The 26,704-nt window shown below is 65.9% G+C and carries 26 protein-coding genes, 4 tRNA genes and 1 pseudogene; 26 read left to right on the plus strand and 5 right to left on the minus strand.

Annotation, left to right across the window (positions count from 1 at the left end; genetic code table 11):
• Positions 1-20 precede the first annotated feature (20 nt).
• Positions 21-1,109 carry an ABC transporter ATP-binding protein gene (locus CPBF1521_RS10955; RefSeq protein WP_115676952.1) on the plus strand — a complete coding sequence of 363 codons (1,089 nt, stop codon included), beginning with the start codon at positions 21-23 and terminating at the stop codon, positions 1,107-1,109.
• On the opposite strand, the gene ygfZ is transcribed toward CPBF1521_RS10955, so the two are convergent.
• Positions 1,106-1,996: a CAF17-like 4Fe-4S cluster assembly/insertion protein YgfZ gene (gene ygfZ, locus CPBF1521_RS10960; RefSeq protein WP_115676953.1), complete on the minus strand. Its 891-nt coding sequence runs from the start codon at positions 1,994-1,996 to the stop codon at positions 1,106-1,108. The two genes, CPBF1521_RS10955 and ygfZ, sit on opposite strands and share 4 nt — an antisense overlap.
• Before the next feature lie 39 nt (positions 1,997-2,035).
• Here ygfZ and CPBF1521_RS21680 point away from each other — a divergent pair, with 39 nt between their 5' ends.
• The 10 genes from CPBF1521_RS21680 (at position 2,036) to lolD (ending at position 8,649) form a co-directional block, all read left to right on the plus strand.
• Complete coding sequence (locus CPBF1521_RS21680; protein ID WP_164739043.1) at positions 2,036-2,206, plus strand: DUF1674 domain-containing protein; 171 nt, start codon at positions 2,036-2,038, stop codon at positions 2,204-2,206.
• 55 nt (positions 2,207-2,261) lie between these two features.
• Positions 2,262-2,657, plus strand: coding sequence for a succinate dehydrogenase, cytochrome b556 subunit (gene sdhC, locus CPBF1521_RS10970; protein ID WP_104582560.1), 396 nt, complete (start codon positions 2,262-2,264; stop codon positions 2,655-2,657).
• The gene (gene sdhD, locus CPBF1521_RS10975; RefSeq protein ID WP_016902592.1) at positions 2,654-3,040 is read left to right on the plus strand and encodes a succinate dehydrogenase, hydrophobic membrane anchor protein; all 387 of its coding nucleotides are present in this window, start codon (positions 2,654-2,656) and stop codon (positions 3,038-3,040) included. Before sdhC ends, sdhD begins: the two co-directional genes overlap by 4 nt.
• Before the next feature lie 33 nt (positions 3,041-3,073).
• Positions 3,074-4,864: a succinate dehydrogenase flavoprotein subunit gene (gene sdhA / locus CPBF1521_RS10980; protein ID WP_104650447.1), complete on the plus strand. Its 1,791-nt coding sequence runs from the start codon at positions 3,074-3,076 to the stop codon at positions 4,862-4,864.
• A gap of 3 nt (positions 4,865-4,867) precedes the next feature.
• Entirely contained in the window at positions 4,868-5,077 is a 210-nt protein-coding gene (locus CPBF1521_RS10985; protein ID WP_115676954.1) for a hypothetical protein, read from the plus strand.
• A 16-nt stretch (positions 5,078-5,093) separates the two neighbouring features.
• On the plus strand, positions 5,094-5,876 hold the full coding sequence (locus CPBF1521_RS10990; RefSeq protein WP_024938686.1) for a succinate dehydrogenase iron-sulfur subunit: 783 nt from the start codon (positions 5,094-5,096) through the stop codon (positions 5,874-5,876).
• 108 nt (positions 5,877-5,984) lie between these two features.
• Entirely contained in the window at positions 5,985-6,233 is a 249-nt protein-coding gene (locus tag CPBF1521_RS10995; RefSeq protein WP_115676955.1) for an FAD assembly factor SdhE, read from the plus strand.
• On the plus strand, positions 6,184-6,636 hold the full coding sequence (locus CPBF1521_RS11000) for a YgfX family protein (protein WP_115676956.1): 453 nt from the start codon (positions 6,184-6,186) through the stop codon (positions 6,634-6,636). The genes CPBF1521_RS10995 and CPBF1521_RS11000 overlap by 50 nt, the downstream gene beginning before the upstream one ends.
• A 23-nt stretch (positions 6,637-6,659) precedes the next feature.
• Complete coding sequence (locus CPBF1521_RS11005) at positions 6,660-7,901, plus strand: lipoprotein-releasing ABC transporter permease subunit (RefSeq protein WP_104596009.1); 1,242 nt, start codon at positions 6,660-6,662, stop codon at positions 7,899-7,901.
• A 64-nt stretch (positions 7,902-7,965) separates the two neighbouring features.
• On the plus strand, positions 7,966-8,649 hold the full coding sequence (gene lolD, locus CPBF1521_RS11010; protein ID WP_104582566.1) for a lipoprotein-releasing ABC transporter ATP-binding protein LolD: 684 nt from the start codon (positions 7,966-7,968) through the stop codon (positions 8,647-8,649).
• A gap of 224 nt (positions 8,650-8,873) precedes the next feature.
• On the opposite strand, the gene CPBF1521_RS11015 is transcribed toward lolD, so the two are convergent.
• Positions 8,874-9,938, minus strand: coding sequence for an SDR family oxidoreductase (locus tag CPBF1521_RS11015; protein ID WP_115676957.1), 1,065 nt, complete (start codon positions 9,936-9,938; stop codon positions 8,874-8,876).
• A gap of 256 nt (positions 9,939-10,194) precedes the next feature.
• Here CPBF1521_RS11015 and CPBF1521_RS11020 point away from each other — a divergent pair.
• The 13 genes and pseudogenes from CPBF1521_RS11020 to CPBF1521_RS11085 all read left to right on the plus strand — a co-directional run.
• Positions 10,195-12,741: pseudogene (locus tag CPBF1521_RS11020) on the plus strand (DNA internalization-related competence protein ComEC/Rec2); the annotation flags it as partial.
• On the plus strand, positions 12,635-13,297 hold the full coding sequence (locus tag CPBF1521_RS11025) for a MotA/TolQ/ExbB proton channel family protein (RefSeq protein WP_115676959.1): 663 nt from the start codon (positions 12,635-12,637) through the stop codon (positions 13,295-13,297). The pseudogene CPBF1521_RS11020 and the gene CPBF1521_RS11025, both read left to right, overlap by 107 nt.
• A gap of 3 nt (positions 13,298-13,300) precedes the next feature.
• Entirely contained in the window at positions 13,301-13,765 is a 465-nt protein-coding gene (locus CPBF1521_RS11030) for an ExbD/TolR family protein (protein WP_104582570.1), read from the plus strand.
• A complete protein-coding gene (gene msbA, locus CPBF1521_RS11035; protein WP_115676960.1) occupies positions 13,762-15,531 on the plus strand; it encodes a lipid A export permease/ATP-binding protein MsbA in 1,770 nt (589 codons plus the stop codon). Before CPBF1521_RS11030 ends, msbA begins: the two co-directional genes overlap by 4 nt.
• On the plus strand, positions 15,528-16,571 hold the full coding sequence (lpxK, locus tag CPBF1521_RS11040; protein ID WP_115676961.1) for a tetraacyldisaccharide 4'-kinase: 1,044 nt from the start codon (positions 15,528-15,530) through the stop codon (positions 16,569-16,571). The genes msbA and lpxK overlap by 4 nt, the downstream gene beginning before the upstream one ends.
• A 554-nt stretch (positions 16,572-17,125) precedes the next feature.
• A complete protein-coding gene (gene kdsB / locus CPBF1521_RS11050) occupies positions 17,126-17,905 on the plus strand; it encodes a 3-deoxy-manno-octulosonate cytidylyltransferase (protein WP_115676962.1) in 780 nt (259 codons plus the stop codon).
• On the plus strand, positions 17,902-18,366 hold the full coding sequence (locus tag CPBF1521_RS11055; protein ID WP_115676963.1) for a low molecular weight protein-tyrosine-phosphatase: 465 nt from the start codon (positions 17,902-17,904) through the stop codon (positions 18,364-18,366). Before kdsB ends, CPBF1521_RS11055 begins: the two co-directional genes overlap by 4 nt.
• Positions 18,367-18,389: 23 nt before the next feature.
• On the plus strand, positions 18,390-19,808 hold the full coding sequence (locus tag CPBF1521_RS11060; protein ID WP_181901198.1) for a hypothetical protein: 1,419 nt from the start codon (positions 18,390-18,392) through the stop codon (positions 19,806-19,808).
• On the plus strand, positions 19,805-21,661 hold the full coding sequence (uvrC, locus tag CPBF1521_RS11065; protein WP_115676964.1) for an excinuclease ABC subunit UvrC: 1,857 nt from the start codon (positions 19,805-19,807) through the stop codon (positions 21,659-21,661). The genes CPBF1521_RS11060 and uvrC overlap by 4 nt, the downstream gene beginning before the upstream one ends.
• Positions 21,661-22,293: a CDP-diacylglycerol--glycerol-3-phosphate 3-phosphatidyltransferase gene (gene pgsA / locus CPBF1521_RS11070; protein ID WP_016902574.1), complete on the plus strand. Its 633-nt coding sequence runs from the start codon at positions 21,661-21,663 to the stop codon at positions 22,291-22,293. Before uvrC ends, pgsA begins: the two co-directional genes overlap by 1 nt.
• Before the next feature lie 36 nt (positions 22,294-22,329).
• Positions 22,330-22,405: transfer RNA gene (locus tag CPBF1521_RS11075), tRNA-Gly, on the plus strand.
• A 68-nt stretch (positions 22,406-22,473) separates the two neighbouring features.
• A tRNA-Cys gene (locus CPBF1521_RS11080) sits at positions 22,474-22,547 on the plus strand.
• An 80-nt stretch (positions 22,548-22,627) separates the two neighbouring features.
• Positions 22,628-22,703, plus strand: a tRNA-Gly gene (locus CPBF1521_RS11085).
• Positions 22,704-23,054: 351 nt separating this feature from the next.
• On the opposite strand, the gene CPBF1521_RS11090 is transcribed toward CPBF1521_RS11085, so the two are convergent.
• Positions 23,055-23,138, minus strand: a tRNA-Leu gene (locus tag CPBF1521_RS11090).
• A 142-nt stretch (positions 23,139-23,280) separates the two neighbouring features.
• Between CPBF1521_RS11090 and CPBF1521_RS11095 the strand changes: the two genes are divergently transcribed.
• Entirely contained in the window at positions 23,281-24,573 is a 1,293-nt protein-coding gene (locus CPBF1521_RS11095) for a nucleotide sugar dehydrogenase (RefSeq protein ID WP_115676965.1), read from the plus strand.
• Here CPBF1521_RS11095 and CPBF1521_RS11100 read toward each other — a convergent pair.
• Both CPBF1521_RS11100 and CPBF1521_RS11105 read right to left on the minus strand, forming a co-directional pair.
• Complete coding sequence (locus CPBF1521_RS11100; protein ID WP_115676966.1) at positions 24,557-25,819, minus strand: TIGR03862 family flavoprotein; 1,263 nt, start codon at positions 25,817-25,819, stop codon at positions 24,557-24,559. The genes CPBF1521_RS11095 and CPBF1521_RS11100 overlap by 17 nt on opposite strands.
• A gap of 11 nt (positions 25,820-25,830) precedes the next feature.
• Positions 25,831-26,262, minus strand: a complete 432-nt coding sequence (locus CPBF1521_RS11105) for an FKBP-type peptidyl-prolyl cis-trans isomerase (RefSeq protein WP_164739046.1) — start codon at positions 26,260-26,262, stop codon at positions 25,831-25,833.
• Positions 26,263-26,323: 61 nt separating this feature from the next.
• Here CPBF1521_RS11105 and CPBF1521_RS11110 point away from each other — a divergent pair, with 61 nt between their 5' ends.
• On the plus strand, positions 26,324-26,689 hold the full coding sequence (locus CPBF1521_RS11110) for a DUF6164 family protein (RefSeq protein WP_115676967.1): 366 nt from the start codon (positions 26,324-26,326) through the stop codon (positions 26,687-26,689).
• The last annotated feature ends 15 nt before the right edge of the window (positions 26,690-26,704 follow it).

The following is a 26,704-nucleotide window of genomic DNA, read 5'->3' on the forward strand; positions in this document are numbered from 1 at the left end:
AACTTACGTTGAGGCCGAAGATGGCGAAAGTGCAGTTGGAAGGTGTCCGCAAGGTCTACGAGAACGGCCAGGTCGCGGTGCAGGGTGCGAGTTTCGAGGTCGCCGATGGCGAGTTGATGGTGCTGGTCGGTCCGTCCGGCTGCGGCAAGTCGACCCTGTTGCGCATGATCGCCGGGCTCGAGGACATCAGTGCCGGCACGTTGAAGATCGGCGAGCGTGTGGTCAACGACGTGGCTCCGAAGGACCGCGACATCGCCATGGTGTTCCAGAGCTATGCGCTCTACCCGCACATGACCGTGGCCGAGAACCTGGCCTTCGGGCTCAAGTTGCGCGGCCACCCCAAGCAGGTCATCGCCGAACGGGTCAACAACGCCGCCGAGCTGCTGGGGCTGACCCCGATGCTCGACAAGCTGCCCAAGGCGATGTCCGGCGGCCAGCGTCAGCGCGTGGCGCTGGGACGGGCGATGGTGCGCGAGTCGTCGGTGTTCCTGCTCGACGAGCCGCTGTCCAATCTGGATGCCAAGCTGCGCCACAGCGTGCGCACCGAGATCGCGCAGCTGCATCGCAAGCTGGGTACCACGATGATCTACGTCACCCACGATCAGGTCGAGGCGATGACGCTGGGTCAGCGCATCGTGGTGCTCAAGGACGGGGTGATCCAGCAGATCGACAGCCCGATGGCGCTGTACGACCGCCCGGCCAATCTGTTCGTGGCCGGATTCCTGGGCAGCCCGGCGATGAACGTGCTGCAGGGGCGCCTGGATGAGCAGGACGGCCTGCATCTGGTCATGGCCGATGGCTGGCGCGTGCCACTGGGTGCGGCCCGCATCGATCGCAGCTGGTTCGGTCGCGACGTGATCGTCGGCGTACGCCCGGAGCACCTGCAACCGTCAAGCGATGCCGCACTTGGCTTCGATGCGCGTATCGATGTGATCGAGCCGGTCGGCAACGAGATCTTCCTCAACCTCGACCGTGGCGGCCAGCCGTTGGTGATCCGTGTCGCACCGCAGGCCTTGCCGGCGGTAGGCGAGCCGCTGCGCCTGGCGCTGCGCAGCGAGGCGCTGCACTTCTTCGACCCGGCCAGCGGCGAACGGCTGGCGCCGGCCTAACGCGCCAGACCCTGCACGAACGCAAGCGGGCGGGCCGCATGCGCGCCCGCCTGCAGCACGGCGTCGGCCTCCAAGGTCAGCTCCAGCGGCAACACCGCCAGCGCGAGATCGCCCGCCACGCTGACCAGCGTGCCGACGGTGGTCTCGCCCAGCAGCACGGCCTGGCCCGGTTCGGCGGCGGCATCACCGACGGCCGCCCCGACCTGCAGTAGTTGCAGCGCACGCTTGGCCTTGCCCAGGAAATGCGTCCGCGCAACGATTTCCTGGCCCGGATAGCACCCCTTTTTGACGCTGAAGGCGTGCAGGCGATCCAGCGCCAGCTGTTGCGGCGTCCATTGCTCGCGCTGCGCGTCGGGCAGGCGCGCCAGCCCCAGTTGCAGGTCCGCACGGCGCCAATCGGCGTCCATGCGGGCAGATTCGATAGGCGCGGCCAATGCCTGCTGGTCTGACAGCACGACCAGGGTGCGCGGCAGGGCAGGGCTGCCCATGTCCAATTCGATACGCTGCGTTCCGATATCGGCCTTCGCGCCTTGCGCGCGCGCCGGTGTGGCGAAGCCGCCATAGGCCGAAAGCGCCGCCACGCTGATCTTGAGCTTGCGTCGGAACACAAAACGGCCGAGTTGCGCCGCGATCCCGGCCGCATCGCCGTCGGGCAGCAGCAGCAACAGGTGCGTGTCGTCCTCACGCAGGAGTGCGAAGATGGCGATCACGCGCCCCTTCGCCGTCAACCACGCATTCCATTGCCACTGCCCGATCGCCAGCGCCTGTACGTCGTTGGCAAATTGCGCATGCGCGAACGCCACTGCATCCGTCCCGGTCAAGCGGACGTATTGCATGTCGTGCAGGGAGCCAAAACCCTGCGGAATGAGATTCAGGTTGTCAGCCACGGAAGGGGAGGACTAAAATCGCAATGTTGTGAGACCACTATGATAGGCCATCCAACCCCCACCCCAGCGCAGGATTCCGAGACGCAGCCTTCTCCTCAGGAGCATATTCCCGAGAAGCAGCCACTGCCCAAGGAAATTGGTGGACGCGACGGCCCTGAGCCAACGCGCTACGGCGACTGGGAAAAAAATGGACGCTGCATCGATTTTTGAGCAGCTTTTAGCCACAGCGGCCTAGTGCCGCCCAGCCGAGATACGAGCCCAGCGAATGGCGATCCGCGAACGTCCTCTTTCCCCGCATCTCCAGGTGTACCGCTGGCAGATACAGATGGTGACCTCGATTCTCAATCGAGCCACCGGCATCGTACTGTCCATCGGCGCTCTGGCGATTGCCGCCGCCCTGCTGACGTTGATGCTCGGCCCCGACCACTGGAATTGTTTCCGCGCGCATGCCGGCGCCTGGTACGGGCAAGTGTTCCTGTTCGGCTGGACCTGGTGCTTTGCGTTCCATCTGTTTGGCGGCCTGCGCCACATCCTGCAGGACTTCGGGCAGGGCTATGCAGTGCGCTCGTTCGTCAGCCTCGGCTGGCTGTCGCTGATCCTGAGTTTCGTGCTCACCGCTGCCATCTGGGCATATGTGCTGCTGGCCGGAGGTGCCGTATGAACCGCTACCGTACCCCGTTGAAGAACGTGCGTGGCCTGGGTGCCGCCAAGACCGGTACCGAACACTTCGTGGTGCAGCGCCTGACCGCCACCGCCCTGGTGCCGCTGTCGATCTGGTTCCTGATCTTCGTGCTGAGCCTAATCGGTGCCGATCACGCCGCAGCCAGTGCCGCCGTGGCCAAGCCGTGGAACGCGATTCTGTTGGTTGGCTTCCTGATCGCCTCGTTCTGGCATGCGCAGCTGGGCATGCAGGTGGTGCTGGAAGATTACGTGCACAACTCGCTGCTGGCGCTTGCGGCGCAGACGATCGTGCGCTTCGTCGCCGTGCTGGGCGCCATTGTCAGCGTGTTTGCCGTGGCGCGTATTGCGCTTGGCATCAGCTGAGTCGTCCGCGACCAAACAGGAATCCATAATTCGATGTCCGCTTACAAGATCACAGAACACAAGTACGACATGGTCGTGGTGGGCGCCGGCGGCGCCGGCCTGCGCGCCACCTTCGGCCTGGCCCAGAAGGGCTTGCAGACCGTCTGCCTGACCAAGGTCTTCCCGACCCGTTCGCACACCGTGGCGGCACAGGGCGGTATTTCGGCCGCGCTCGGCAACATGGGCGAAGACGACTGGCGCTATCACTTCTACGACACCATCAAGGGCTCCGATTGGCTGGGTGACCAGGACGCAATCGAGTACATGTGCCGCGAGGCGATCCCGGCCATCATCGAGCTCGAGCACTACGGCGTGCCGTTCTCGCGTACCGAAGATGGCAAGATCTACCAGCGCCCGTTCGGCGGCATGACCACCAAGTACGGCGAGGGCCCGTCCGCGCAGCGCACCTGCGCGGCGGCCGACCGGACCGGTCACGCGATGCTGCACACGCTGTATCAGCAGTCCTTGGCGCACAACGCGCGCTTCATGATCGAGTACTTCGCGCTCGACCTGATCTTCGACGAAGAGGGCGTCTGCCGCGGCGTACTGGCGCTGGACATGGCCGATGGCAGCCTGCATCTGTTCCGCGCCCATGGCGTGGTGCTGGCCACCGGCGGCTATGGTCGCGCCTACTTCAGTGCCACCTCCGCGCACACCTGTACCGGTGACGGCGGCGGCCTGGTGATGCGTGCCGGCCTGCCGGTGCAGGACATGGAGTTCGTGCAGTTCCATCCCACCGGCATCTACGGCGCGGGCTGCCTGATCACCGAGGGCGTGCGTGGCGAAGGCGGCATCCTGCGCAACAGCAACGGCGAGCGCTTCATGGAGCGCTATGCACCGCATTACAAGGACCTGGCATCGCGCGACGTTGTCTCGCGCTCGATGACCGTGGAGATCCGCGAAGGCCGCGGCGTGGGCGAGCACAAGGACCACATCCTGCTCGACCTGACCCACCTCGGCCCGGAAGTCATCAACGAAAAGCTGCCCGGCATCGCCGAGAGCGCGCACATCTTTGCCGGTGTGGACGTGACCAAGCAGCCGATTCCGGTGCTGCCGACCGTGCACTACAACATGGGCGGCATTCCGACCAACTTCTACGGCGAAGTCGTGCGCAAGCAGGGCGACAACCCGGATGCGGTCGTGCCGGGCCTGTATGCGATCGGCGAAGCCGCCTGCGTGTCGGTGCACGGCGCCAACCGCCTGGGTTCCAACTCGCTGCTGGATCTGGTGGTGTTCGGCCGTGCGGTGGCAAACCGTTGCGCCGAGACGGTCAAGCCCAACCAGCCGCACAAGACGCTGCCGTCCGATGTCTGTGACAAGGCGCTGGGCCTGCTGGACAAGTTGCGCTACGCCAACGGCTCCACGCCGACCTCGGTGATCCGCGACAACATGCAGCGCACCATGCAGTCGGACGCGGCCGTGTTCCGTACCAGCAAGACGCTGAAGGAAGGCGTCGACAAGATGGCCGAGATCTTTGCCAGCTTCGAGGACGTCAAGGTCTCGGACCGCTCGCTGGTGTGGAACTCGGACCTGATCGAGACCTACGAGTTGAACAACCTGCTGCTCAACGCGGTGGCTACGATCAACTCGGCCGAGCAGCGCCACGAAAGCCGCGGCGCGCACTCGCACGAAGACTTCCCGGACCGCGACGACGTCAACTGGCAGAAGCACACCCTGGTCACCGTCGACGACAAGGGCAAGTGCGAGTTCGAATATCGTCCGGTGCACATGTACACGCTGAGCAAGGACGTGGACGTGGTCCCGCCGAAGCCGCGCGTTTACTGATCGATGCGCATGGATCGATCTGCTTTCGCCCTGCATCTGCTGGCCGGCCTGTCCGGGTACCGCAGCCATGCACCGCGCCAGCCGGATCGCGTCATGACGCAGGGGCAACGCCGGCACGCCGCCGGCGGTTGCGCCACCGCCTCGGCGGTGGCATCCGTCATCTTTACCTTCATGCGCACGGTGCGGTTGTCGTCCGCACCGCGCATCGCCTGAGCCAACGAGAGCAGCTATGGCAGAGTTCACCCTCCCCAAGAATTCAAAGATCGGCAAGGGCAAGCATTACCCTGCGCAGGGCGCCAAGAACACGCGCACCTTCAAGGTCTACCGCTGGGATCCGGATGGCGAGGCCAACCCGCGTACCGACAGCTACGAGATCGATCTCGACAAGTGCGGCCCGATGGTGTTGGACGCGCTGATCAAGATCAAGAACGAGATCGACCCGACGCTGGCGTTCCGTCGCTCCTGCCGCGAAGGCATCTGCGGCTCGTGCGCGATGAACATCGACGGCACCAACACGCTGGCCTGCACCAAGGCGATTGCCGCCTGCGGCAAGGCCGAGGTGCCGATCTATCCGCTGCCGCACATGAGCGTGATCAAGGACCTGGTGCCGGATCTGACGCATTTCTACGCGCAGTACGCATCGATCAAGCCGTGGATCCGCACCCAGACCCCGCCGCCGCCGGACCGCGAGCGCCTGCAGTCGCCGGAGGACCGCCGCAAGCTCGATGGTCTGTACGAGTGCATCCTGTGCGCCTGCTGCTCGACCAGCTGCCCGAGCTACTGGTGGAATGGCGAGCGTTATCTGGGCCCGGCGATCCTGCTGCAGGCGTATCGCTGGATCATCGACTCGCGCGACGAAGACACCGGTGCGCGCCTGGACGACCTGGAAGATCCGTTCAAGCTGTATCGCTGCCACACCATCATGAACTGCGCGCGGACCTGCCCGAAGGGCCTGAATCCGGCGCTGGCCATTGCCGAGATCAAGAAGCTGATGATGGCGCGTCGCGCCTGATCGCAGGTAGTGAAGTCCCGCCTTGGCGGGGAGAGGGTTCACAGCGGCACCGGCCCTTGGTCTGGTGCCGCTGTCGTTTTCGGCGCCGCGTCAGGCGAGGAGAGTGAGATGGATGAACAAATCCTGCTGAAGAAACTGCGCTGGCGTTGCCGGCGCGGCATGCGCGAGCTCGATCAATTGTTCGGGCGCTATCTGGATCAGCGCTGGGCGCAGGCTTCCGAGTCCGAGCGCGCGGTTTTCCTACAGCTGCTGGATTGCGAAGACGATAAGTTGTGGCGCTGGTTCATGGGATACGAGGCCTGCCCCGATGCCGCCAACGCCGCACTCATCGCCGATATTCGCGCCATGCCTGCTTGAATGGCGCCCCTCGCGCGGGCTGGTCTGCGCACTGGGCGTGCTGAGTGCGCTCGCGTTGTGGGCGCTCTGGCATAGCGGGGTGCCGCCGTGGTTGGCAGCGTTGTTGTCGGTCTATGCAGTGGTGGCGGGCGGCCGATCGTTACGCGTGCTGTTGCGTTCGCCAGCACGCGAGGTGATCGTGCCGTGGGGCCAAACGCCTGCCAGCGTTGACGGCAAGCAGGTGCAAGGCCTGCAGGTGGCATGGCGCGGCCCGATCGCGGTGGTGTCGTGGACTGGCCCGGATGCACGTCGCCGGCGCCTGCATTTCTGGCCGGATACCTTGCCGGTGGCGCAGCGACGTGAACTGCGTCTGGCCGCTCAGGCACACGCCATTTCGTCCGGGCGGCCGCAAGTGGCACCATAGCGTCCCTTTCCTGGTTGAACCGCATGTTCAAACCTATCCCGGTTGCCATCGGCTTGCGCTACCTGCGTGCCAAGCGGCGCAATGGCTTCATCTCGTTTATCTCGATGGCATCGATCCTGGGCATCGCCCTGGGCGTGACCGTGCTGATCACCACGCTGGCGGTGATGAGCGGTTTCCAGAAGGAGATCCGCGACCGTCTGCTGCAGATGGCCGCGCATGCCACCGTCAGTGCGGACGGCGCGCCGATGCACGACTGGCAGCATGCGGTCGAGGTCGCCATGGCCGATCCGCGCATCGCCGGTGCCGCGCCGTATATCGAAACCGAATCGTTGCTGCAGGGCCCGCGCAAGCAGCCGGCAATCGTGCGCGGCATCGTTCCTGCCGAAGAAGGCAAGGTGTCGGTGCTGGCCAAGAAGATGCAGCAGGGGTCGGTCGACAGCCTGACCCCGGGCTCCTACAACATCGTCATCGGCAAGGAGCTGGCGATCTGGCTGGGCGTGGACGTGGGCGACAGCATCGTCGTGCTGCTCAGCGATACCCAGGCCACGCCGCTGGGTGCGATGCCGCGGCTCAAACGCTTCACCGTCAGCGGAATCTTCGAGGCGGGCTACAACGAGATCGACCGCGGCCTGGCCGTGGTCAACATGCAGGACCTGGCGCGCGTGCTGCGCATGGACGGCGTCACCGGCGTGCGGCTGCGCCTGCACGACATGGACCAGGCCTGGCCGGTTGCGCGCGATCTGGCGGTGAAGTTGCATGGTCCGTACCGGGTCAGCGACTGGACCCAGGAGAACGCCAACCTCTACCACTCGCTGAAGATGGAAAAGACCGTGATGGGCATCCTGCTGTCGCTGATCGTGGCGATGGGTGCGTTCAACCTGGTGTCCTCGCAGGTGATGCTGGTCACCGACAAGCAGGCCGATATCGCCATCCTGCGCACACTGGGCCTGTCGCCTGCGGGCGTGATGCAGGTGTTCATGGTGCAGGGTTCGTTGATCGGCTTCATGGGCACGATCATGGGCGTGATCGGCGGCATCGTGCTGACGCTCAACCTGGAACGCATCCTGGGGGTGATCGAGACGATCTTCAGCGTCAAGCTGCTGCCCGAGGACGTGTATTACATCACCGGGTTGCCGACCGACATGCAGACCCAGGACGTGGTGGTGATCACCGTCGTCGCGCTGGTGATGAGCTTCCTGGCGACCTTGTATCCGGCATGGCGCGCGTCGCGGACCCAACCGGCGGAGGCGCTGCGTTATGAATGAGAACAGCACATCGGGAATCGGGAATCGGGAATCGGCCGTGCAGACGTCAAGCCACGCAGAAGCAGTGATCCGCGCCGAGGGTCTGGGCAAGACCTATGCCGAAGGCAAGATGCGCACACCGGTGTTCGATCGATTGGATCTGACCGTGGCGACCGGCGAGACCGTGGCCATTGTCGGTGCCTCCGGTGCGGGCAAGAGCACGCTGCTGCATCTGCTCGGCGGGCTGGATGTTCCGACCTCGGGCGAGGTGTATGTGGCCGGCCGGCGCATGTCGGCGTTGTCCGATGGCGAGCGCGGCAAGTTGCGCAATCAGGCCCTGGGCTTCGTGTACCAGTTCCATCACCTGTTGCCGGAATTCACCGCGCTGGAAAACGTGATGATGCCGGTGCTGTTGTCCGGAAAAGAGGTCGCGCTTGCCCGGGCGCAGGCCTTGCAGCTGCTGGAATCGGTCGGGCTCGGACATCGCATCGAACACAAGCCCAGCGAGTTGTCCGGTGGCGAGCGCCAGCGTGCGGCCGTGGCGCGTGCGCTGGTGAACAAGCCGGGCTGCGTGCTGGGCGATGAGCCAACCGGCAACCTGGACGACAAGACCGCCGAGACCGTGTTCGAGCTGATGCTGGAACTCAATCGTGCGCAGCGCACCAGCCTGGTCCTGGTGACCCACGACCGCAGTCTGGCGCGGCGTCTGGACCGCGTACTCGAATTGCACCAGGGCAAGCTGCGCGAGTTGGCGCCGTCTGCGGTGTAGGACGCACTGTCTGGCCGTCGGGCCAATCCCTGGCGGCTAGAGGGTGGTGAATCGCGGGTTTCCGATCGAAGATCCCGTATCCGGTTACCGATGCACCTGTGTGATGGGCGACCGGATGGCGACATCCTGCTCGCGCCGTATGCAGCGCCCACGAGCATCGTCGCGTCGATGCGCGCTTTGACAGGAAACGGTCGCCGTCACATGGGTGACGACGACCGGGTGTATCAGGGAATGATGCGCTGCGCGCGCAGGCGCGTGAACAATTCCAGGAACGATGCACGGCTGTCGTAGAAATCCAGAAAGCCCAGCTCGCGGCTCTTGGTCATGTCGTTGACGCACTCGATCTCGCGGCCCAGGTCGGCATCGGTGTGCCACCAGGATGCCAGCCGGTTGACGTCGGCTTCCACTAGGCCATGCTGCTTGGCGATCTCGCTCCACACCGCCGGGGCGGTCTCGCTCAGGCGTGCTTCCAGCGGCATCGGGGTCTCGGGGCAGGGCGCAGCTTCGAGCCCGAAGAAGTCGGCAATCTGGCTCCACATCCAGCGCCAGCGGAACACATCGCCATTGACGGTGTTGAAGGCCTGATTGCGCGCGGCCGGGCTCAGGCCGGCCCAGGCCAGCTGCTTGCCGAGCAGGCCGGCGTCGGTCAGGTCGGTGAGGCTGTTCCACTGTGCCTGCGATCCGGGAAACACGAACGGCTGGCCGGTGTGCTTGCACAGCGACGCGTACACCGCCAGCGTCACGCCCATGTTCATCGCATTGCTGCCGTTGGCCATGCCGATCATGGTGTGCGAGCGATGCACGCTCCAGCCGAAGCCATGCTGCTCGGCATGCGCGAACAGCAGGTCTTCCAGCGTGTAATAGAAATTCTCGCCGGGCTGGCGTGGTTCGCTTTCGCGGAACGGGGTTTCGGCCTTGCCGCTACCGTAGTTCTCGAATGCGCCCAGGTAGTGCTTGGTGCCGGTGACCAGCGCCATGTGCTGCAGCGGCGCATCGCTCAGCGCTTCGCACAGATGCCGCATCATCGCGCCGTTGGCTTCGACGTTTTCGCGCTCGGTGTCGCGCCGGGTCCAGGTGCAGAAGAATACGTGGGTGATCGGCAGGCCACGCAGCGCCTTGCTGGTGCTGTCGGCATCCAGCAGATCGGCCGCAAGCGGGATCACGCCATCCTGAGGCAGCGGGCGCCGTGCCAGGCCGTAGACGGTCCAGCCGTCGGCCACCAGGACATTGGCGAGGTTGTAACCGGAAATGCCGGTGACGCCGACAATCAGTGCAGTGCCTTTACGCATGGGGGAAACTCCTCGAAAACAGTGGCGAACATAGCGCGGCGGCCATGAAATCGAGGCGAATGCAGGCCGATACGGTCGATGTGTGGCCCGTACACACTGTCCTGCCCAGCGTGTTGCGCGTCTGTCGGGGGACGTTCCCCCGGCCGGATGCACCACGGCAGGCGCCGCCTTTTTCCTACCAGGCACAGCACCGATCGCTGCTGTGCCCGACACGGGCGCTGGCCTAACCTGAGTCGGTGGATGGACCACGGCCAGGATGGCGACCGACAGCATGCATGCGTCAGCACAGGCATCGCCTTCGCCGCAGCGCGTATCGACGATAACGATCGCAGCGGCATTGTTGCTGGGCATCGTGGTGTGTGCATGGTCGCCTGCGCTGCTGTCGCGTGCGGTCTATGCGGCCTGCCTTGGTGCAGCGCCGCTGGGCATCGGTGTCAGCACATGGCTGCGTTTGCGGCCAAGGGTGCTGGTGTGGGCGCTGGCCACCGCCGTTTTCGGTTTCGGGCTGATGGGCTGGCAGGTCGCCGGCGTCCTGCAGGCACAACTGCGCCCGCAGGATGAAGTGCGAGAACTGACGGTGCGCGGCCAGATCGTCGAATTGCCGGTCGCCGAGCCACGACGCACGCGCTTTCAACTGCGTGTGGATGACGATCCCGCGCAGCCTGCCGCACTGCGCGGCAAACTGCTGCAGCTGGCCTGGTATGACGATTTCGGTGCCGAGCGGATGGGGCCGCGTGGTGCGCTGCGCGCAGGCGCAAGCTGGCAGCTGCGGCTCAAGCTGCGTGCGCCGCGTGGCTTGCGCAATCCTGGCGGGTTCGATGCCGAGCGGCATGCGCTGGCACAGCGCATTGCCGGGACCGGCTATGTACGGGTGCCGGCCGCTGCGCAGCAGGTCGCGGCACCGCGTGGGGTGGATGCCTGGCGCGAAGGAATGTCGCAGCGCATTGCCGAGCGCGTGCCCGGGCCGTCGACGCCTTACCTGCGCGCGCTCGCGTTGGGCGACACGCGCGGGCTGGACGACGCGGCCTGGGCCACGCTGCGGGCGACCGGGCTCAGCCATCTGATTGCGATCTCGGGGTTTCATGTGGGGCTGGTCGCTGCATTCGTCGCCGTGCTGGTCGCCGGGCTCTGGCGTTGCTGGCCAGCGCTTGGAACCCGGATCCCGCGTGTCCACGCGGCGGCAGTCGCCGCCTTGTTCGGTGCAGGGGGGTATGCGGTGCTGGCGGGTCTGGCGCTGCCCACGGTGCGCACCGTGCTGATGATTGCCGTGGTCGCGTTGACGCGGGTGGTACGGCGCCGTGCCACCACCGCGCAGATCCTCGCGCTGGCGATGTTGGCAGTGCTGCTGTGGGATCCGCTGAGCGTGCTGGTGGCCGGCTTCTGGCTCAGCTTTGCCGGGGTGGCCTGGTTGGTGTGGTGTCTGCCAGCGGACGATCGCGCGATCGTGCGGGGCTTCCTGTCCGCCCAGACGGTGGCCACCGTCGGCCTGCTACCGTTGACCGTCAGCCTGTTCGGGCAGGCATCGCTGGTGGGGCCATTGGCCAATCTGGTCGCCATTCCCTGGTGGACCTTCGTGGTGGTGCCACTTGCCTTGCTGGGGACTGCGCTGGAAGCACTTCATCCGGGCCTGGGCGTGTGGGCATGGCGATTGGCGGGCTGGTGCTTCGAGCTGTCCTGGCCGGGCCTGGTCTGGCTCGGGCAGACGTCGGTGGCGTTGTGGTGGGTGCCCGAGTCCGATGCGACCGCCTTGGTCGTGGCCCTGCTCGGCGCGTTCTGGTTGTTGCTGCCGCGCGGCACGCCCGGCAAATCGCTGGCGGTGCTGCTATGGCTGCCGCTGCTGTGGCCGGACCGCGAACTGCCCGCGGCTGGCGAGGCCGACGTGCAGGTGCTGGACGTGGGGCAGGGCCTGGCGGTGCTGGTGCGCACGCAACGGCATGCGCTGCTATTCGACACCGGGCCGGCGGTGCGCGATGGTTTCGATGCCGGTGAGCGGGTGGTGCTGCCGGCATTGCGCGCGCTCGGCTTGCGCCGCCTGGATGCCATCGTGCTCAGTCATGCCGACGCCGACCACGCTGGCGGCTATGCGGCAGTACGTGCGGGATTGCCCGTTGCAATGACGGCGGCGCCGCCACAGGCGCCGCTGGACGTCAGCACGCGCTGCCGTGCCGGCCAGCAGTGGGTATGGGACGGTGTGCGCTTTCGCTTCCTGCATCCCAGCGCCGGTTTTCCGTATCTGCGCAATCAATCCAGTTGCGTGCTGCGTGTCGAGACGCGCCATGCAAGCGCGCTGTTGCCGGGCGATATCGGCGAGATCGTCGAGCGGCGCCTGCTGCGGCAGCATGCCCCGGAGTTGCGTGCCGATCTGGTGGTGGTCCCGCACCATGGCAGCGCCGACGGCTCGCATGCCGGCTTCATCGCCGCCACCGGCGCGCGGCTGGCGCTGGTGTCCTCCGGGCACGGCAATCGCTTCGGTCACCCGCGTGCCGAGGTGGTGCAGCGCTGGCAGGGCAGTGGCGCCGAGCTGCTCGACACGGCCCAGGCCGGGGCGATCCGGGTCTGGCTGGGCGCCGACGGCCTGCAGGTGCGCGAGCGGCGGCGCTGGCAGCCACGGCTGTGGGATGCTGCGGAACGGCGGCGGTCGGCTGCTATCCTATCGACCAGCGAATAGGCGGCCGCGTCGCCGGAGGAATTGAATCGTGTTGGAGCTGGTCAAGGCAGGCGGTTGGCCGATGGTGCCGTTGCTGTTGCTGGGCGTGATCGCCCTGGCGATCATGCTGGAGCGCCTGTGGAGCCTGCGCCGCAACGAGGTGGCCCCGCCAGGCCTGGGCGAAGAGGTCCGCAACTGGGCTGCGCGCGGCAAGCTGGATCCCAGCCACATCGAATCGCTGCGTCGCAATTCGCCACTGGGTGCCTTGCTGGCCGCAGCGCTGGACGTGCGTGGGCGTCCGCGTGAGTTGATTCGCGAGCGCATCGAGGACACCGGCCGGCACGTGGTGCACCGCATGGAGCGCTATCTGAATGCATTGGGCACGATCGCCTCGGCCGGGCCGTTGCTGGGACTGCTGGGCACGGTGGTCGGCATGATCCAGATGTTCCTGGGCATCCTCGATCACGGCGTGGGCGATGTGAACCAGCTGGCCGGCGGCATCGGCAAGGCGCTGGTGTGCACGGCCACCGGCATGATCATCGCGGTGCCGGCGTTGATGGCGCATCGCTTCTTCAAGGGCCGCATCGCCGGCTACATCATCGAGATGGAGCAGGAAGCCACCTTGCTGCTGGACACCATGGACGGCCGCTCGGTGCCGGCCGCCGCGGCGCCGCTTGCGGCAGCTGGCAAACCCGTCATGGCAAAGGGCTGACGGATGCGCATCGGCAGTGACCGACGCCAGGACGAGCCGCATATCGATCTGGTGCCATTGATTGACGTGATCCTTGTCCTCATCATCTTTTTCGTGGTGACCACGACCTTCGACGCACGCTCCACGCTGCAATTGCAGCTGCCGACCGCCAGCGACCAACACACCAGCGCGCCGCCGCGTTCATTGAGCGTACTGGTCAATGCCGACGGGCGTTATTTCATCAACGATCAGGAAGTGCTGCGTTCGGATGTGGATTCGCTCAAGCAGACCATTGCCCAGATCGCCGGTGACGACCGCGAGCAGACGGTGTTGATGCGCGCCGATGCGCGTACACCGTATCAGGCGGTGGTGACCGCGCAGGATGCGCTGGGGCAGCTCGGCTTCCGCCGCATCGCGATCGCCACAGCGCCGCAGGCCGGCACCACACCCACACCCGGCCACACACGCACTAACGGAACCCGCCAGTGACCACCTCCAACGACCGCCCGGCGCCAGTCTCGTCCTGGCGCACGTACCGTCGCCTGCTGGCCTTCGCCAAGCCGTATCGCCTGTTGCTGGTCGCCGCGCTGATTGCCGCGCTGATCGAAGCGGCCGGCACGACCGGCTTCCTGGCGTTGATGAAGCCGATCACCGACGAGACCTTCATCTACAAGAATGCCGAAGTCAGCCGCTGGCTGCCGGTGCAGATCATCCTGTTGTTCGTGGTGCGCGGGGTCGCCGGCTATATCACCGATATGGCGATGGGCAAATCCGCACGCAGCATCGCGCGCGATCTGCGCGTCAAGGTGATGTCCAAATACCTGCGTCTGCCGGGGTCGCGCTTCGATTCCGAGCCGGTCCCGTCGATGCTGATCCGCCTGGGCTCGGACTCGGACCAGGTGGCGCAGGCGGCGGTGGATGCGGTCAAGGTGATGATCCAGCAGTCGCTGCAGGTGATCGGCGCGTTGGCGCTGATGCTGTGGCATAGCTTGCAGGTCACGCTGACCATCCTGGTGCTGGCGCCGGTACTGGCCTGGGTGATGGACAAGGTGGCGCGGCGCTACCGGCGCATCAGCCACAGCATCCAGGAAAGCGGCGCGCATCTGTTGCAGGCGGCCGACCAGACCTTGTCCAGCCACCAGGAGGTCAAGATCTACGGCGCCCAGCAGACCGAAATGGAGCGCTATGGCGCGCTGGCCGACCGCAATCTGCGGCTGGCGATGAAGGTCGAATCCACGCGCGGCATTTCCACCGCCACGGTGCAGATGATCGGCGCGATCGGTCTGTCGGCGCTGCTGTTCGTGGCTGGTGCGCAGGCATTGGCCGGGCGGCTGACCGCAGGTGATTTCGTGGTGCTGATGACCTCGATGCTGACGATCATTCCCGGGCTCAAGCAGCTCACCAATGTGCAGAACATGGTGCAGCGCGGCCTGGCCTCGGCCGAGCGCCTTTTCTCGGTGCTCGACAGTGCCGACGAGCCGGATCAGGGCACGGTGCCGCTGACGCGCGCCAAGGGCTTGATCGAGTTCCGCAACGTCACTGCGCGTTATCCGGGGCAGGTGAATCCGGCCCTGGCCGAGGTCAGTTTCGTGGCGCAGCCGGGCACGGTGACGGCGATCGTCGGGCGTTCCGGCAGCGGCAAGTCCAGCCTGATCAAGTTGATTCCGCGCTTCTACGAGGCAGAGTCCGGGCAGATCCTGCTCGACGGGCACCCGGTGCAGGCGTACGCATTGGCCGATCTGCGTCGGCAGATCGCCCTGGTCGGCCAGCAGGTGATGCTGTTCGATGGCAGCATCGCCGACAACGTCGCCTATGGCGAAATGCGCAGTGCCGACGCCGGCCAGCTGGAACGCGCGATCCTGGGCGCCAATGCGATGGAGTTCGTCGCACAACTGCCCGAAGGCTTGCAATCACACGTGGGCACCAAGGGCGGGCGCCTGTCCGGTGGCCAGCGCCAGCGTCTGGCGATCGCGCGCGCGATGCTCAAGGACGCGCCGATCCTGATCCTGGACGAAGCCACTGCGGCGCTGGACAACGAATCCGAACGCCTGGTGCAGGACGCCCTGCATAAATTGATGCCGGACCGTACCACGCTGGTGATCGCGCACCGTCTGTCCACCATCGAGCATGCCGACCAGGTGCTGGTGATGGACCAGGGCCGTATCGTCGAGCGCGGCACGCATCACCAATTGCTCGAGCAGGGCGGCTTGTACTCGCATCTGCACGGCATGCAGTTTCGCGAACGTCAGGCATGAGCAAGCGCGGCGCCCGCACGCCGGGCTACTGGTACGACAATGCGCCGATTCCGCTGTCGGCGCGCCTGCTGGCGCCGGTCTACGGTGCAGCCATCGCGCTGCGACGCGCGCTGTATCGCCGCGGCTGGCGCAAGCGCCACGGCGTGCCGGTGCCGGTGATCGTGGTGGGCAACGTCACCGCCGGCGGCACCGGCAAGACGCCGTTGACGATTACCCTGGTCGCCAAGTTGCAGGAAGCCGGCTGGACGCCCGGCGTCGCCAGTCGCGGTTATGGCCGCGAGGCGTCGGATACTGCACGCTGGGTCGAGGCGGACACGCCGGTGGCGCTCGGCGGCGACGAGCCGGTACTGATCGCCTGGAAAACCGGCGCACGCGTGCGCGTGGACCGCGATCGCCTGGCCGCGGCGCGCGCCCTGGTCGAAGCAGGCTGCGACATCGTCGTCTGCGACGACGGGCTGCAGCACTACCGGCTCGCCCGCGATGTGGAGATCGAAGTGGTCGATGGCCAGCGCCGTTACGGCAACGGGCGCCTGTTGCCGGCCGGGCCGTTGCGCGAGCCGGCGGCGCGTGCGCGCGACTGCGATTTCCGCGTGGTCAATCTGGGCCAGGCCAGCGCAGCGACGACGACACCCGTGCCCGCGCCCGATGACGCCGGATTCGGCGAATGGCAGATGCGCCTGAGCATCGACAGCGTGCAACCGATGGATGGCAAGCGCGCTCAGCCATTGAGCAGGCTGGCCGGCCAGCGCGTGCATGCAGTGGCCGGGATTGCGCATCCGGAACGCTTCTTCGCGATGCTGCGCGCGCGCGGCATCGGCGTGGTGCCGCATGCCTTTCCCGATCACCACGTCTATCGCGCCGCCGACTTCAGTTTCGGCAGCCGCCTGCCGGTGCTGATGACCGAAAAAGACGCGGTCAAATGCCGGCCGTTCGCCGACGAGTGGCTGTACAGCGTACCGCTCAAGGCAGAGTTGCCGGCGGCGTTCTGGGTGAGTCTGCTGGATCGCCTGGACAAGTTGGCGAGTCGACAAGGTGTGTAAGCGCGGCGCCAGCAATGGCGCCGTGGATGGACCCTTCAGCGATCTGAAACGCTGGGCAATTTCCGAGTTGTCCTGAAGTGCTGGGTGCGACAATCGGCTTTGATGCCTGGCTTGGCTGCAGGGTCCTTGCCCACCCACCATCGCAGGACACGCCGCAAGTACGTCCGTGTAGGCTCTGGCGCGGCATCCATGCCGCTCAAGGTCCCGCGACGGTGGGCGGGCAAGGACCAGTCGGGATGGTCGGTGCGCACAGTTTAAAAAAAAGCAGTGCGAGAGGTGCGTTGTCCGACACTGATACGCTTTCTCGACGTCCGGTGCAGATCAAGCGGCAACCGGCTTTTCACGTGGCCAGCGACCAACTCTCTGGTGCGGTGAGGACACCACGCCCTCGATTCACTTAAGCTTTTGCTTAAGCATCGAACCGTGTTTCCGCGATGCAATGGTTTGAAATCGTGGATGCTTTATGCGTAAAAACTTCAAGCATCACGCGGGTGCATGATGCGATTTGGTCATCTCGTTTCCTCACACATTCCAGTTTTCCAGAGCGCGCACGTATGACTAACTCAACGCCTGCAGATTTCGTCGTCGCCATTCCCGCGCGCTACGCTTCCACGCGCTTGCCGGGCAAGCCGCTGCAATTGATCGGCGATCGCCCGATGATCCAGCATGTGGCCGAGCGGGCATTGCTGGCCGGGGCGCGCGAGGTCTGGGTGGCCACCGACGATGCGCGCATTGCCGAGGTGATCGACGGCCTGCCAGGCGTGCATGTGGCAATGACCGGCAATGCGCACGTATCGGGAACCGACCGGCTTGCCGAATGCGCGCGGATCGCCGGCTGGGTAGCCGACACCTGCGTGGTGAACCTGCAGGGCGACGAGCCGTTCGCGCCGGCGGCCGGCATCCGTGCGGTGGCCCAGCTGCTGCTGCATTCCGGTGCCGAGATGGCCACGCTGGCCGCACAGGTCGACGACGCGCACGAGCTGTTCGATCCGAATGTGGTCAAGCTGGTGCGTAGTGCTGGCGGCGACGCCTTGTATTTCAGCCGCGCGCCGATTCCCTGGCATCGCGACAGCTTTGCCAGTCAGCCCGACACCTTGCCCGGTGACGGGCAGTGGCTGCGCCACATCGGGATCTATGCCTACCGTGCGGGGTTTCTGCAGCGCTTTGCCGCAATGCCGCCCGGCATGCTGGAGCGCATCGAATCACTGGAACAACTGCGCGTGATGGAGGCCGGCCACCGCATCGCGGTGGCAGTGACGCCCGAGCAGTTTCCGCCGGGCATCGATACCCCGGACGATCTGGCGCGCGCGCAAGCGCGCCTGGCATCGGCATGAGGGTGCTGATCGTGTGCCTGGGCAACATCTGCCGCTCGCCAATGGGCGAGGGCGCGCTGCGTACGCGGCTGGACGAGGCGCGCTTGTCGCCGCGGATCGAGGTCGATTCGGCCGGTACCGGCGACTGGCATGCCGGCGACCCACCCGATCCGCGCGCGATTCGCTGTGCACGCGGCCATGGCGTGGATATCTCCGGATTGCGCGCGCGCCAGGTGCGTACGGCAGACTTCGAGCACTTCGACTGGCTGCTGTGCGCCGATGGCAGCAATCTGCGTGATCTGCAACGCCTTGCCCCGGCGCCGCTGCGCGACAAGCTGGCCTTGTGGCTGCCCTGGGCGGGTGTGGAAGAGCGCGACGAGATCCCCGACCCCTACACCGGTGGCATGGACGATTTCGAGCGTGCCTGGCAGCTGGTCGATATCGCTGCGCGCCAGACCGTGGCCAGGCTCACCCGCCGCTAATCGGGCTTGGGCATAATTACGATATGACTGCCCAGCTCACCCAGGAACTGCCGGAATTTCCTACCTGGCTCAACGCCAGGCCATCCACCCTGCAGGAGCATCGCGGGCGTGCACTGGTGTTGGCATTCGTCAATGCCAGCTCGGTGTGGTGCGCCGAGCGCTTGGCCGAGCTGGCGCACTGGCAGGCCCGCAGCCCCGGCCGGCTGCAGGTGATCGTGGTACAGGTGCCGCGCTTTGACAGTGAACGCGAGCCGCAACGCGCACTCAAACAACTGCGCGGTCATGGTGTCAGCGCCCCCATTTTGCTCGACAGGGACTGGGAGACCTGGCGCCGTTTCGGCATCGAATCCTGGCCCACGCTGGTGCTGCTCGATGCCTACGGCCGCGAGCGACAGCGCCTGGTCGGCGTGACTGGCGATCTCGACAAGGCACTGGCCGCATTATGTGAAGGCCAGCAGCTGCCATCCGATGCCGACCTGCATGGGGTGGCCGAGCGCGATCCCGAGCCGCGCCTGGAGCTGCGGTTTCCAACCGGTCTTGCCGCCACCGAGGACCGCTTGTACATCGCCGACACCGGTCATCACCGCGTGCTCGAATGCACGCATGGTGGCCGCGTGCTGCGCCAGTTCGGTCATGGCAATGCGGACTTCATCGATGGTGGCGTCGGTGAAGCGGCGTTCCGGCGTCCGCAGGGCCTGGCGCTGGAACGCGACCAGCTGTATGTCGCCGACACCGGCAATCACGCCTTGCGTCGCATCAACCTGCGCAGCGGGCAGGTCGACACCTTGTGCGGCACCGGGCGCTCCGGCGAGCCGGTCGAGGGGCCGCTGGCGTTCGCCGGTGCCTCGGCGCTGCATTACCCGCAAGGGCTGGCGGTTGCCGACAATCAGGTGTTGATCGCCATGGCGGGCGATAACCGCATCTGGAGCTATGACCTGGGGCGCGCCGCACTGAGCGCACGCGCCGGTACCGGCGCGCTCGAGATTCGCGATGGCAGCGGGCATCTGGCCGCGTTCGCACAGCCGGCCGGGTTGGCCGCGGTGCAGCAGGTGGCCTACGTCTGCGATGGCCTGGGTTCGTCGATCCGCACCATGCAATTGCGCGGCGATCTGGTGCAGACCCTGGTCGGCGGGCAGGGCACCTGGCAGTTCGGCGACGAGGACGGCCCGCGCGGCACGGCGCGCCTGCAGTTTCCGCAAGCCATCGCCCTGGCTACCGATTCGCCGATGCTCTGGATTGCCGACACCGGCAACGGCCGCCTGCGCTGCCTGCGTCTGGGCGGCGGCGAACTGACTACCGTCTTGCTGCCACGCCGCCTGCATGGCCCGGCCGGGCTGGCAGTTGCCGCCGGCGCGGTATGGATTGCCGAGACCGATGCCCATGCCGTGTTGCGCTACGACCTGGCGAGCGGCGAACTGCGCGATGTTTCGATAGAAGAATGAACGCAAGGCCCCAAGCCGATTTCGATGGAAAGGCGTTTGCTGCCCAACTGAGCACTGCGCCCGGCGTCTACCGCATGTACGCGGGCGACGACACCTTGCTGTACGTCGGCAAGGCCGGTGCGTTGCGCAAGCGGGTGGGCAGCTATTTCAACGGCACGCCGAAGAATGCGCGGCTGACCTCGATGTTGTCGCAGGTCGCGCGGATGGACGTCACCGTGACCCGTAGCGAGGCCGAAGCGTTGCTGCTGGAAAACCAGCTGATCAAGTCGCTGTCGCCGCGCTACAACGTGTCGCTGCGTGACGACAAGAGTTATCCCTACGTGCTGCTGACACGCGAGCAGTGGCCGCGCATCGCCCTGCACCGTGGCCCGCGCGCCGTGCAGGGGCGCTATTTCGGCCCCTATACCGGCGTCACCGGCGTGCGCGAAACGCTGAGCCTGATGCACAAGCTGTTCAAGCTGCGCAGTTGCGAGGACAGCGTGTTCCGCAATCGCTCGCGGCCCTGCCTGCAGTATCAGATCGGTCGCTGCAGCGCGCCCTGCGTGGAGCTGGTCGCCGCTTCCGACTACGCCGAATCGGTGCGCCGCGCCACCATGTTTCTGGAAGGCAAGAGCGACCAGCTCGGCGAAGAGATCATGCACTCGATGCAGCAGGCCAGCGAAGCGCTCGAGTTCGAGCGCGCCGCGCGTCTGCGCGACCTGCTGTCCTCGCTGCGCAGCATGCAGAACCGCCAGTACGTGGACGGCCGCGCGGCGGATCTGGACGTGCTGGCCTGCGCCACGCAAGCCAGCCAGGCCTGCGTGCTGCTGCTGAGTTTTCGCGATGGCCGCAACCTGGGCACGCGCTCGTTCTTTCCCAAGACCAATGGCGAAGACAGCGCGGACGAAATCCTGGCTGCATTCGTATCGCAGTACTACGCAGAGCATTCGCCGCCGCGCGAGATCCTGCTCGATCGCGAAATTCCCGATGCCGAACTGATCGAGGCCGCACTCAGCAGCGCCGCCGAGCACAAGGTCACGTTGAAGTGGAACGTGCGCGGCGAACGTGCCGGCTACCTGCTGCTGGCCACCCGCAATGCGCAGCTGACCCTGGTCACCGAACTCACCAGCCAGAGTGCGCAGCACGCACGCAGCGAGGCACTGCGCGAGATGCTGGGGCTGGCCGAGCAGGTCAAGCGGGTGGAGTGCTTCGATATCAGTCACACCATGGGCGAGGCGACGGTGGCCTCGTGCGTGGTGTTCGATGCCAACGGGCCGGTGCGCGGCCAATACCGGCGCTTCAATATCTCCGGGATCACGCCGGGCGATGACTACGCCGCGATGCGTCAGGCCATCGAACGGCGCTTTCGCCGCGCTGTGGAAGAAAACGGTGTGCTGCCGGATGTGCTGCTGATCGACGGCGGTGCCGGTCAGCTGGCGCAGGCCAAGGGCGCGCTGGCCGATCTGGGCATCGAGAACGTGCTGCTGGTCGGCGTGGCCAAGGGCGAGGAGCGCAGGGCAGGGCATGAAGCGCTGATCATGGCCGACGGCTGCGAGCTGCGGCCGGGCGCGGCATCGCCGGCACTGCAGTTCATCCAGCAGGTGCGCGACGAAGCGCACCGTTTTGCGATCACCGGTCACCGTGGCCGTCGCCAGAAGGCGCGCATGACCAGCAAGCTCGAGGATATCCCCGGCATCGGTCCGCGCCGGCGCGCGAGCCTGCTCAAGCATTTCGGCGGCCTGGTCGGGCTCAAGGCCGCCGGCGAGGCCGAGATTGCGCGGGTGGAGGGCGTCAATGCCGCACTTGCCGCGCGAATCTACGCTAACCTGCACGGGCTGGCGCTTCCCGATGCGGCAGGCGAGTCGAGTCCGTAATGAAGTTGACCATCCCCACGTGGCTGACACTGCTGAGGATCGTGATGATCCCGGTGTTGGTCGTGGTGTTCTACCTGCCGTACACCTGGACCAATTTCGCGTCCGCCGGCGTGTTCGCGCTGGCCGCCATCACCGACTGGCTGGATGGCTGGGTCGCGCGGCGTTATCACCAGTATTCGGCCTTCGGTGCATTCCTGGACCCGGTGGCCGACAAGTTGATGGTCGCGGTGGCATTGTTCCTGATCGTGCAGGGCCACCCCACGCCGTGGATGGCGTTCTGGGCGGCGGTCATCGTCGGACGTGAAATCGCGGTGTCGGCGTTGCGGGAATGGATGGCCGAGATCGGCCAGCGCGCCAAGGTGCGGGTGGCGGTGATCGGCAAGGTCAAAACCACCGCGCAGATGGTCGCGCTGCTCTGCCTGCTGTATTCGGTCACGCCGGGGCAGATGCCCACGCACGAAATCTGGTTCGGCAACCTGATCTTCCGCGCCGGTTACTGGACGCTGGCGATCGCCGCGCTGCTGACGTTGTGGTCGGGTTTCCAGTACCTGCAGGCCGCCTGGCCGAGCCTGCGTGCCGACGAAAAAGCCGCGATCACCAGCAAACCGAAAAAAGTCGAAAGCAATAGTTGACAGCGATGCTGTTCGCTGTAGAATTTCGCCTCCCAAGCGGGAATAGCTCAGTTGGTAGAGCGCAACCTTGCCAAGGTTGAGGTCGCGAGTTCGAGTCTCGTTTCCCGCTCCAGATGTAGACAAGGCCCCTTGCCCGAGGTCTCGTTGTTTCAAGGCAGGATGCCTTGGGTTTGATGTTTCGGCCTGGTGGTAGAGTGGTTATGCAGCGGACTGCAAATCCGCGTACGCCGGTTCAATTCCGGCCCAGGCCTCCACATTGCATGCGTTTTTCATGCGTCGGCAACGACGACAGGACTGGCGCAACGAAGTAACAAGCTGTACAATTTTGCTCCACGCGGGAATAGCTCAGTTGGTAGAGCGCAACCTTGCCAAGGTTGAGGTCGCGAGTTCGAGTCTCGTTTCCCGCTCCAAATTCAGGCCCCGGATATCAAGCGATATCCGGGGCTTTTTATTGGTTGATCGTCTGGTACGCAGAAGCGCGCAGCTCCATCTCGTTCAACGCAGTTTCGCATCACTGTCGACGTGGGCCGTGGCGTCGATCCATGGTCTGCTCACGATCTTCCACGTCGGGCCGGGATGCATATGCATTGACGCCTGCGATCATTTTCGGGGGCAGGGAGCTGCCTGAGGGCGCGCAATACATTGCCCAAGCACGACGCACAGGTGTGACTGATCGCCATGCGACATGGCTGCAACAACGCAACTGGGGAGACTTGTCGGTGCGTGCATGGCGTTGCGCGATTCGCAACGCGATAAGCGTGTGCCCGGGGCGGGAATCGAACCCGCATAGCCTTGCAGCTGAGGGATTTTAAGTCCCTTGCGTCTACCAGTTTCGCCACCCGGGCATTGCGATAGCGTGCCTGATTGCGCGCCGATTGTGAATCGCCGCGTCGCAGGCGCGCCGCACTGATGGCCCGATGGTCGGCTGCGCTATGCTGCCACCGCGCAGGCGCGCAGCAACCGGCTGCGCACGATTGAAGGAACCGCATGTCCAGCACCACGTTACTCGCTCCGCAGCAGGCCCGCATCGCCGTGATCGGGCTGGGCTATGTCGGCCTGCCGCTGGCCGTCGCCTTCGGCGAACAGCGCGACACCTTGGGCTTCGACATCGATGCGCAACGGGTCGGGCAATTGCGCGATGGCCATGACGCCACGCTGGAGCTGGACGACACCGAGCTGGCCGCCGCCACCCGCCTGCGCTACACCGCCAACGCTGCGGACCTGGCCGCGTGCAGCATCTTCATCGTCACCGTGCCGACGCCGATCGACAGCTTCGAGCAGCCCGACCTGGAACCGCTGCGCAGTGCCACCACGCTGATCGCCGCCGCGCTCAAACCCGGCGACCTGGTGATTTACGAATCCACCGTCTACCCGGGCACCACCGAAGAAGTCTGCGTGCCCTTGCTCGAAGCTGCCTCGGGTTTGCGCTTCAACGACGACTTCTTCTGTGGCTACAGCCCTGAGCGCGTCAATCCGGGAGACCGCCAGCGGCGCCTGCGCGATATCCGCAAGATCACTTCCGGCTCCACCGCCGAAGCCGCCGATGCGGTCGACGCCTTGTATGCCGGCATCATCACCGCCGGCACCTGGCGGGCGCCATCGATGCGCGTGGCCGAGGCCGCCAAGGTGGTCGAAAACATCCAGCGCGACGTCAACATTGCGCTGGTCAACGAGTTGGCGTTGATCTTCGACAAGCTGGGCATCGACACATTGGATGTGCTGGAGGCGGCCGGAACCAAATGGAATTTCCTGCCGTTCCGGCCCGGCCTGGTCGGTGGCCACTGCATCGGGGTGGATCCGTATTACCTGATGCACAAGTCCGAAAGCGTGGGCTATCACCCGGACCTGATCCACACCGCGCGCCAGGTCAACAACCGCGTCGGCCGGCACGTGGCCGAGCGTGTCTGCGGCATGCTGGCCACGCGTGGCGTGGTGCTTGCGCAGGCGAGGGTGCTGGTGCTGGGCGCCACCTTCAAGGAGAACTGCCCGGACCTGCGCAACAGCCGGGCGCTGGAACTGGTGCAGCTGCTGCAAGCTGCGGGCGTGCAGGTCGATACCTGCGACCCGTGGGCCGACCCCGCAGAAGCGCTGCATCATGCCGGCGTGCGGTTGTGCGCGCTTGCGGACGAGGGTGCCTACGACGCCGTGGTGCTGGCAGTGGCGCATGCGCAATACCGCGACTACGACGCGCAGCGCATCGCAGCGCTGGGCAAACCCGGTGCGGTGATCTATGACGTCAAATCGGTATGGCCGCGCGATGCGGTCAGCGATCGCCTGTAGCGCGGTCGCCCGGTCGCTGCAGCCACTGCACCGCGCCATGCGCGGCACGTAATCCGCTGGCAAAGCAGGCAGTCAGTAGATAGCCACCGGTCGGTGCTTCCCAGTCGAGCATTTCGCCGGCACAGAACACGCCGGGGTGCGCGCGCGCCATCAGTTGCGCATCCAGCGCCTCCAGCTGCACACCACCGGCCGAGCTGATTGCCTCGGCAAGCGGGCGCGGTCGCAGCAGACGTAGCGGCAATCGCTTGAGCGTGCGCGCTGCCAGCGCAGGATCGTCGCCCGCCTGCTTGCCCAGATGTTCGTAGAGCAAGGCGGCCTTGACGCCATCGATGCCGAGCTGACGGCGCAGATGCTCGCTGAAGCTGCGTCCCTTGCGCGGTTTTTCCAGCTCGGCGTTGACGCGTTCCAGCGTGCGCCCGGGCAGCAGGTCCAGCACCAGCTCCGCCACGCCATCCGCATCGATCTGCGCGCGAAGATCCGCAGCCAACGCATAGATCAGGCTGCCCTCGATGCCGGTGGACGTCGCCACGCACTCGCCCTGCAACTGATGCGGTGTGCTGTGGCGGTCCTGCCAGTGCGCAACCACGGGTTTGAGTGGCGCACCGGCATGTCGCTGCACGAAATGCGCACTCCAGGCGATGTCGAAGCCGCAGTTGGCCGGTACCAGCGGTGCCACCGCAATGCCGCGTTCCTGCAGCACCGGTTGCCAAAGACCATCGGAACCGAGCTGCGGCCAGCTGCCGCCACCGAGCGCCAGCACCACGGCATCTGCAGTGCGTTCGACGTCGCCGGTGGGCGAGTGGAAGCGCAACGCGCCGTCATCGCTCCAGCCAAGCCAGCGATGCTGCATATGAAATGCCACACCCTGTTCCTTGAGTCGGCGCACCCAGCCGCGCAACAACGGTGCGGCCTTGCGATCCATCGGGAACACGCGTCCGGAACTGCCGACGTAGGTTTCCACGCCCAGGTCGCGCGCCCAAGCACGCAGCGCGTCTGCATCGAACGCCTGCAGCCACGAGGCGACCGCCTCGGTGCGCTCGCGATAGCGCTGCGCAAACACCGGCATCGGATCGGAGTGGGTGAGGTTCAGCCCGCCCTTGCCGGCAATCAGGAACTTGCGTCCCACCGACCCCTTGGCTTCGTACAGGTCGACCGCCAGGCCCGCCGCACACGCCGCTTCTGCAGCCATCAGACCGGCCGGCCCACCACCGATCACCGCCAGCCGCCGCTTGCTCGCATCCGTCATTGTTCGGACCTTCAGCGCGGCTGCACGCCAAGCAATTCCACGTCGAACACCAGCGACGCGCCGGGCGGAATCACCCCGCCTGCACCGTTGTCGCCATAGCCGTACTCGGGCGGAATCATCAGGGTACGCTTGCCGCCCACGCGCATGCCGGCCACGCCCTCGTCCCAGCCGCGGATCACCTGACGGCCGCCCAGCGCGAACTGGAATGGCTCGGCGCGATCAAGCGAGCTGTCGAACTTCTTGCCGTGCTTGTCGGCGGCTTTTTCGTCGTACAGCCAGCCGGTGTAGTGCACGGTGACCATCGCGCCCGGCGTGGCTTCGGCACCGGTACCGACGTTGCGGTCGATCCGCTCGAACGCGGCGATGGTGCCGCCGGACGGCGGCAGGGCGGGCGTACAGGCTGCGAGCAGCAGGGCAGCACAAAGCGTCAACAGAAGGCGCATGGGAGGGTCCGGCAAGGGAAGTGCGCCATTATCGCACCCGGCTCCCGGTATCATCGCGCCCATGGCCAAGCTGCTGCTCAATCTGCGCAATGTTCCCGATGACGAGGCCGACGAGGTACGGGCGCTGATGCGCGAGCATCTCGTGCCGATCTACGAAACCCGGCCCAGTAACTGGGGCATTTCCGCCGGTGGCATCTGGCTCAGCGACGATGCCGATTACCCGCGCGCCAAGGCGGCGATGGATGCGTACCAGGCGCAGCGGGGTGCCCTCGCGCGCGCACAACGCCAGGATGCGCTCGCTGCCGGCACCGCTGAAACCTTCGGCGCGCTGCTGCGCAAGCGCCCGCTGTTCGTGATTACCACGTTGATCGGCATGCTGGTTGTCGCCTCGCTGGTGCTGCTGCCGTTCCTGCTGCTGCGCGGCTGATCGCACCTTTGGCCG

The sequence above is a fragment of the Xanthomonas euroxanthea genome (assembly GCF_900476395.1).
GTDB lineage: Bacteria > Pseudomonadota > Gammaproteobacteria > Xanthomonadales > Xanthomonadaceae > Xanthomonas > Xanthomonas euroxanthea.

Coding starts and splice junctions, on each gene's coding strand:
- CPBF1521_RS10955 (WP_115676952.1), top strand. CDS start 21: ATGGCGAAAGTGCAGTTGGAAGGTGTCCGCAAGGTCTACGAGAACGGC.
- CPBF1521_RS21680 (WP_164739043.1), top strand. CDS start 2,036: ATGATAGGCCATCCAACCCCCACCCCAGCGCAGGATTCCGAGACGCAG.
- sdhC (WP_104582560.1), top strand. CDS start 2,262: ATGGCGATCCGCGAACGTCCTCTTTCCCCGCATCTCCAGGTGTACCGC.
- sdhD (WP_016902592.1), top strand. CDS start 2,654: ATGAACCGCTACCGTACCCCGTTGAAGAACGTGCGTGGCCTGGGTGCC.
- sdhA (WP_104650447.1), top strand. CDS start 3,074: ATGTCCGCTTACAAGATCACAGAACACAAGTACGACATGGTCGTGGTG.
- CPBF1521_RS10985 (WP_115676954.1), top strand. CDS start 4,868: ATGCGCATGGATCGATCTGCTTTCGCCCTGCATCTGCTGGCCGGCCTG.
- CPBF1521_RS10990 (WP_024938686.1), top strand. CDS start 5,094: ATGGCAGAGTTCACCCTCCCCAAGAATTCAAAGATCGGCAAGGGCAAG.
- CPBF1521_RS10995 (WP_115676955.1), top strand. CDS start 5,985: ATGGATGAACAAATCCTGCTGAAGAAACTGCGCTGGCGTTGCCGGCGC.
- CPBF1521_RS11000 (WP_115676956.1), top strand. CDS start 6,184: ATGCCGCCAACGCCGCACTCATCGCCGATATTCGCGCCATGCCTGCTT.
- CPBF1521_RS11005 (WP_104596009.1), top strand. CDS start 6,660: ATGTTCAAACCTATCCCGGTTGCCATCGGCTTGCGCTACCTGCGTGCC.
- CPBF1521_RS11015 (WP_115676957.1), bottom strand. CDS start 9,938: ATGCGTAAAGGCACTGCACTGATTGTCGGCGTCACCGGCATTTCCGGT.
- CPBF1521_RS11030 (WP_104582570.1), top strand. CDS start 13,301: ATGCGCATCGGCAGTGACCGACGCCAGGACGAGCCGCATATCGATCTG.
- lpxK (WP_115676961.1), top strand. CDS start 15,528: ATGAGCAAGCGCGGCGCCCGCACGCCGGGCTACTGGTACGACAATGCG.
- kdsB (WP_115676962.1), top strand. CDS start 17,126: ATGACTAACTCAACGCCTGCAGATTTCGTCGTCGCCATTCCCGCGCGC.
- CPBF1521_RS11055 (WP_115676963.1), top strand. CDS start 17,902: ATGAGGGTGCTGATCGTGTGCCTGGGCAACATCTGCCGCTCGCCAATG.
- CPBF1521_RS11060 (WP_181901198.1), top strand. CDS start 18,390: ATGACTGCCCAGCTCACCCAGGAACTGCCGGAATTTCCTACCTGGCTC.
- uvrC (WP_115676964.1), top strand. CDS start 19,805: ATGAACGCAAGGCCCCAAGCCGATTTCGATGGAAAGGCGTTTGCTGCC.
- pgsA (WP_016902574.1), top strand. CDS start 21,661: ATGAAGTTGACCATCCCCACGTGGCTGACACTGCTGAGGATCGTGATG.
- CPBF1521_RS11095 (WP_115676965.1), top strand. CDS start 23,281: ATGTCCAGCACCACGTTACTCGCTCCGCAGCAGGCCCGCATCGCCGTG.
- CPBF1521_RS11100 (WP_115676966.1), bottom strand. CDS start 25,819: ATGACGGATGCGAGCAAGCGGCGGCTGGCGGTGATCGGTGGTGGGCCG.
- CPBF1521_RS11105 (WP_164739046.1), bottom strand. CDS start 26,262: ATGCGCCTTCTGTTGACGCTTTGTGCTGCCCTGCTGCTCGCAGCCTGT.
- CPBF1521_RS11110 (WP_115676967.1), top strand. CDS start 26,324: ATGGCCAAGCTGCTGCTCAATCTGCGCAATGTTCCCGATGACGAGGCC.